The following is a 260-nucleotide window of genomic DNA, read 5'->3' as shown; positions in this document are numbered from 1 at the left end:
GTGCTTGCTGAAGCCGATGTTGATTCAGAAGCCGATGTGCTTGCTGAAGCTGACGTGCTTGCTGAAGCCGATGTTGATTCAGAAGCCGATGTGCTTGCTGAAGCTGATGTGGATTCTGAAGCTGACGTGCTTGCTGAAGCTGATGTTGATTCAGATGCTGACGTGCTTGCTGAGGCTGATTCTGATGCGCTTGTTGATGCCGATTCAGAAGCTGATGTGGATTCTGAAGCCGATGTGCTTGCTGAAGCTGATGTTGATTC

General features: G+C 49.6%; 1 pseudogene. It reads left to right on the top strand.

The window, feature by feature from the left end:
• Positions 1–260, top strand: a pseudogene (locus tag ADI86_RS12075) (hypothetical protein); the annotation flags it as partial.

It is taken from the genome of Streptococcus pseudopneumoniae (genome assembly GCF_001074975.1).
GTDB lineage: Bacteria > Bacillota > Bacilli > Lactobacillales > Streptococcaceae > Streptococcus > Streptococcus pseudopneumoniae_D.
Note: the sequence above shows the minus strand (reverse complement) of the source record. Positions and strands in the feature narration are given on the sequence as shown.